Raw genomic sequence first — 6030 nt, 5'->3', positions numbered from 1 at the left:
GGCGTTGAGGGAGATGGTGCCCGAGGCGGAGGTGGTGACGTTGACGCCGGCCGCGAGGGTGATGTTGGTGTTGGCCTTGACCGTGATGTGTCCGGTGCCGGAGAGGATATCGGCATTGGCGGTGATCGATCCCGCGTTCGCATCCAGCAGGATGCTGCCGGTGCCGTTCGCGGACACCGCGTTGCCGTTGGTCGAGCGGCCATCACCGGAGGTCTGCACCACCAGGGCGTCGCCGTCGTCCAGGGTGATGTCTCCGAGGACCGCCACCAAGACGATGTTGCCGTTGGTCACCGTCGTCAGGTCCGACTGCGCCAGGTCGGTCACCGTGGTGGTCGTCGCGTCGCTGTTAAAGTCCGTCACGGTCACGCGCACCGAGCTGACCGTCACGCCGTTGTCTTCGGTCACGTAGATAGAACCGGTCGTGGCCAGCGCGGTGAGGACATCGATGTTCGTGGTGAGATGACGGATGTTCGTGCCGATCGCGCCGGAGGCCTGGAGGCGGAGGTTCGTCGCGGTGACGTTCTTGGTCGATCCGGCCGCGTTGATGATCGAACCGGCGTCGCTGTCGATCGAGACGTTCGTCGCGGTGATGTTGCCGACCGTGATGTTGCCTTCGGCGCGCAGGCGGGCCGAGGAACCAGTGGCGGTGACGTTGGCCGTGCCGTCCATCAGGAGGAAGCCGGTTTCCGCATCGAGCGACACCGTGCCGGTGGACGCCGTGACGATGTCGACGTTGGCCGTCAGCGTGAGGTTGTCGTCGGCCTTAACCGTGATGTGGCCGGTGCCGGAACGGATGTCCGCGTTCGCGGTGACCGAGCCGGCGTTTGCATCCAGCAGGATGCTGCCGGTGCCGTTCGCGGACACCGCGTTGCCGTTGGTCGAGCGGCCATCACCGGAGGTCTGCACCACCAGCGCGTCACCGTCATCCAGCGTGATGTCACCGAGCACCGCCGCCAGGACGATGTTGCCGTTGGTCACCGTCGTCAGGTCCGACTGCGCCAGGTCCGTCACCGTGGTGGTCGTCGCGTCGCTGTTAAAGTCCGTGATGGTCACGCGGACCGAACTGACGGTCACGCCGTTGTCTTCGGTCACGTAGATCGAGCCGGTCGTCGCCAGCGCGGTCAGCACGTCGATGTTCGTCGTCAGGTGGCGGCCGGCGACGCCGATGGAACCGCTGGCCTGGAGGCGGAGGTTCGTGGCGGTGACGTTCTTGGTCGAACCGGCCGCGTTGATGATCGAGCCCGCATCCGTGTCGATCGACACGTTCGTCGCGGTCACGTTGCCCACCGTGATGTTGCCTTCCGCACGCAGGCGGGCCGAGGAACCAGTGGCGGTGACGTTGGCCGTGCCGTCCATCAGGAGGAAGCCGGTCTCGGCATCGAGCGACACCGTGCCGCCCGTGGCGGTCACGATGTCCACGTTGGCGGTCAGGGTGAGGTTGTCGTCGGCCTTCAGCGTGATGTGTCCGGTGCCGGAGCGGATGTCCGCGTTCGCGGTGACCGAGCCGGCGTTCGCATCGAGGAGGATGCTGCCGGTGCCGTTTGCGGACACCGCGTTGCCGTTGGTCGAGCGGCCGTCTCCGGAGGTCTGCACCACCAGGGCGTCGCCGTCGTCGAGCGTGATGTCACCGAGCACCGCCACCAGGACGATGTTGCCGTTGGTCACGGTCGTCAGGTCCGACTGCGCCAAGTCGGTGACGACGGTGGTGGTCGCGTCGCTGTTAAAGTCGGTGATGGTCACGCGGACCGAGCTCACCGTCACGCCGTTGTCTTCGGTTACGTAGATCGAACCGGTCGTCGCCAGCGCCGTGAGGACATCGATGTTCGTGGTGAGATGACGGATGTTCGTGCCGATCGCGCCGGAGGCCTGGAGGCGGAGGTTGGTCGCGGTGACGTTCTTGGTCGATCCGGCCGCGTTGATGATCGAACCGGCGTCGCTGTCGATCGAGACGTTCGTCGCGGTGATGTTGCCGACCGTGATGTTGCCTTCGGCGCGCAGGCGGGCCGAGGAACCAGTGGCGGTGACGTTGGCCGTGCCGTCCATCAGGAGGAAGCCGGTTTCCGCATCGAGCGACACCGTGCCGGTGGACGCCGTGACGATGTCGACGTTGGCCGTCAGCGTGAGGTTGTCGTCGGCCTTGACCGTGATGTGGCCGGTGCCGGAACGGATGTCCGCGTTCGCGGTGACCGAGCCGGCGTTTGCATCCAGCAGGATGCTGCCGGTGCCGTTCGCCGACACCGCGTTGCCGTTGGTCGAGCGGCCGTCTCCGGAGGTCTGGTCGACGAGGGCGTCACCGTCGTTGAGCGTGATGTCACCCAAGACCGCGACGAGGACGATGTTGCCGTTGGTCACGGTCGTCAGGTCGGACTGGGCCAAGTCGGTCACACCGGTGGTGGTCGCGTCGCTGTTAAAGTCCGTCACGGTCACGCGGACCGAGCTCACCGTCACGCCGTTGTCTTCGGTTACGTAGATCGAACCGGTCGAAGCCAGCGCCGTGAGGACATCGATGTTCGTGGTGAGATGACGGATGTTCGTGCCGATCGCGCCGGAGGCCTGGAGGCGGAGGTTCGTCGCGGTGACGTTCTTGGTCGATCCGGCCGCGTTGATGATCGAGCCCGCGTCGGTGTCGATCGAGACGTTCGTCGCGGTGATGTTGCCGACCGTGATGTTGCCTTCAGCGCGCAGGCGGACGGACGAACCGGTCGCGACGACCGTGGCGGTGCCGGCCATGGTCAGCGTGCCGGTCTCGGCATCGAGCGAGACGGTGCCGGTCGAGGCGGTGACGATGTCGACGTTGGCGGTCAGCGCGATGTTGTCGTCGGCCTTCAGCGTGATGTGGCCGGTGCCCGAGCGGATGTCCGCGTTCGCCGTGATCGATCCCGCGTTCGCATCCAGCAGGATGCTGCCGGTGCCGTTCGCCGACACCGCGTTGCCGTTGGTCGAGCGGCCGTCTCCGGAGGTCTGGTCGACGAGGGCGTCACCGTCGTTGAGCGTGATGTCACCGAGCACCGCCACCAGGACGATGTTGCCGTTGGTCACGGTCGTCAGGTCCGACTGCGCCAAGTCGGTGACGACGGTGGTGGTCGCGTCGCTGTTAAAGTCCGTCACGGTCACGCGCACCGAGCTGACCGTCACGCCGTTGTCTTCGGTCACGTAGATCGAACCGGTCGAAGCCAGCGCGGTCAGCACATCGATGTTGGTCGTCAGGTGGCGGGCGGCGGCGCCGATCGCGCCGTTGGCCTGGAGGCGCAGGTTCGTCGCGGTGACGTTCTTGGTGGAACCGGTGGCGTTGATGATCGAGCCGGCGTCGGTGTCGATCGACACGTTCGTCGCGGTGATGTTGCCGACCGTGATGTTGCCTTCGGCGCGCAGACGCACCGAGGAACCGGTGGCGACCACAGTGGCGGTGCCGTCCATCAGGAGGAAGCCGGTTTCCGCGTCGAGGGACACCGTGCCGGTCGAGGCGGTCACGATGTCCACGTTGGTCGTCAGCGTGATGTTGTCGTCGGCCTTCAGCGTGATGTGTCCGGTGCCCGAGCGGAGGTCCGCGTTCGCCGTGATCGATCCCGCGTTCGCATCCAGCAGGATGCTGCCGGTGCCGTTCGCAGACGCCGCGTTGCCGTTGGTCGAGCGGGTGTCTCCCGAGGTCTGGTCGACGAGGGCATCACCGTCATCGAGCGTGATGTCACCGAGCACCGCCACCAGGACGATGTTGCCGTTGGTGTTGGTCGTCAGGTCGGACTGCGCGAAGTCGGTGACCGTGGTGGTCGTCGCGTCGCTGTTAAAGTCCGTCACGGTCACGCGGACCGAACTGACCGTCACGCCGTTGTCTTCGGTCACGTAGATCGAGCCGGTCGTCGCCAGCGCAGTGAGGACATCGATGTTCGTCGTCAGGTGGCGGATGTTCGTGCCGATCGCGCCGTTGGCCTGCAGGCGCAGGTTCGTCGCGGTCACGTTCTTGGTGGAACCGGCCGCGTTGATGATCGAGCCCGCGTCGGTGTCGATCGACACGTTCGTCGCGGTGATGTTGCCGACCGTGATGTTGCCTTCAGCGCGCAGGCGGGCCGAGGAAGACGTCGCGACGACCGTGGCCGTGCCGTCCATCAAGAGGAAGCCGGTTTCCGCGTCGAGCGACACCGTGCCGCCCGTGGCGGTCACGATGTCCACGTTCGTGGTCAGGGTGATGTTGTCGTCGGCCTTCAGCGTAATCTGTCCGGTGCCCGAGCGGATGTCCGCGTTCGCGGTGATCGAGCCGGCGTTTGCATCCAGCAGGATGCTGCCCGTGCCGTTCGCCGACACTGCGTTGCCGTTGGTCGAGCGGCCGTCTCCGGAGGTCTGCACCACCAGGGCGTCGCCGTCGTCGAGCGTGATGTCACCGAGCACCGCCACCAGGACGATGTTGCCGTTGGTGCTGGTGGTGAGATCCGACTGCGCCAGGTCGGTCACCGTGGTGGTCGACGCATCGCTGTTAAAGTCCGTCACGGTCACGCGCACCGAGCTGACCGTCACGCCGTTGTCCTCGGTGATGAAGATCGATCCGGTCGTCGCCAGCGCGGAGAGGACGTCGATGTTGGTCGTCAGGTGGCGGGCGGCGGTGCCGATCGCGCCGTTGGCCTGCAGGCGCAGGTTGGTCGCGGTCACGTTCTTGGTGGAACCGGTGGCGTTGATGATCGAGCCGGCGTCGGTGTCGATCGACACGTTCGTCGCGGTGATGTTGCCGACCGTGATGTTGCCTTCGGCGCGCAGACGCACCGAGGAACCGGTGGCGACCACAGTGGCGGTGCCGTCCATCAGGAGGAAGCCGGTTTCCGCGTCGAGGGACACCGTGCCGGTCGAGGCGGTCACGATGTCCACGTTGGTCGTCAGCGTGATGTTGTCGTCGGCCTTCAGCGTGATGTGTCCGGTGCCCGAGCGGAGGTCCGCGTTCGCCGTGATCGATCCCGCGTTCGCATCCAGCAGGATGCTGCCGGTGCCGTTCGCCGACACCGCGTTGCCGTTGGTCGAGCGGCCGTCTCCGGAGGTCTGGTCGACGAGGGCGTCACCGTCATCGAGCGTGATGTCACCGAGCACCGCCACCAGGACGATGTTGCCGTTGGTGTTGGTCGTCAGGTCGGACTGCGCGAAGTCGGTGACCGTGGTGGTCGTCGCGTCGCTGTTAAAGTCCGTCACGGTCACGCGGACCGAACTGACCGTCACGCCGTTGTCTTCGGTCACGTAGATCGAACCGGTCGTCGCCAGCGCAGTGAGGACATCGATGTTCGTCGTCAGGTGGCGGATGTTCGTGCCGATCGCGCCGTTGGCCTGCAGGCGCAGGTTGGTCGCGGTCACGTTCTTGGTGGAACCGGTGGCGTTGATGATCGAGCCGGCGTCGGTGTCGATCGACACGTTCGTCGCGGTGATGTTGCCCACCGTGATGTTGCCTTCGGCGCGCAGACGCACCGAGGAACCGGTGGCGACCACAGTGGCGGTGCCGTCCATCAGGAGGAAGCCGGTTTCCGCGTCGAGGGACACCGTGCCGGTCGAGGCGGTCACGATGTCCACGTTGGTCGTCAGCGTGATGTTGTCGTCGGCCTTCAGCGTGATGCGTCCGGTGCCCGAGCGGAGGTCCGCGTTCGCCGTGATCGATCCCGCGTTCGCATCCAGCAGGATGCTGCCGGTGCCGTTCGCAGACGCCGCGTTGCCGTTGGTCGAGCGGGTGTCTCCCGAGGTCTGGTCGACGAGGGCATCACCGTCATCGAGCGTGATGTCACCGAGCACCGCCACCAGGACGATGTTGCCGTTGGTGTTGGTCGTCAGGTCGGACTGCGCGAAGTCGGTGACCGTGGTGGTCGTCGCGTCGCTGTTAAAGTCCGTCACGGTCACGCGGACCGAACTGACCGTCACGCCGTTGTCTTCGGTCACGTAGATCGATCCGGTCGACGCCAGCGCAGTGAGGACATCGATGTTCGTCGTCAGGTGGCGGATGTTCGTGCCGATCGCGCCGTTGGCCTGCAGGCGCAGGTTCGTCGCGGTCACGTTCTTGGTGGAACC

At 65.9% G+C, this 6030-nt stretch carries 1 protein-coding gene; it reads right to left on the bottom strand.

Features of this window, described 5'->3' with window-relative positions; all coding sequences use genetic code 11:
- The coding region (locus FPL22_RS17750; protein ID WP_162525365.1) for an S-layer family protein at positions 1 to 6030 on the bottom strand (6030 nt) is incomplete at both ends.

The organism is Rariglobus hedericola (assembly GCF_007559335.1).
Lineage (GTDB): Bacteria > Verrucomicrobiota > Verrucomicrobiia > Opitutales > Opitutaceae > Rariglobus > Rariglobus hedericola.
This window is presented reverse-complemented; position numbering and strand designations above follow the sequence as displayed.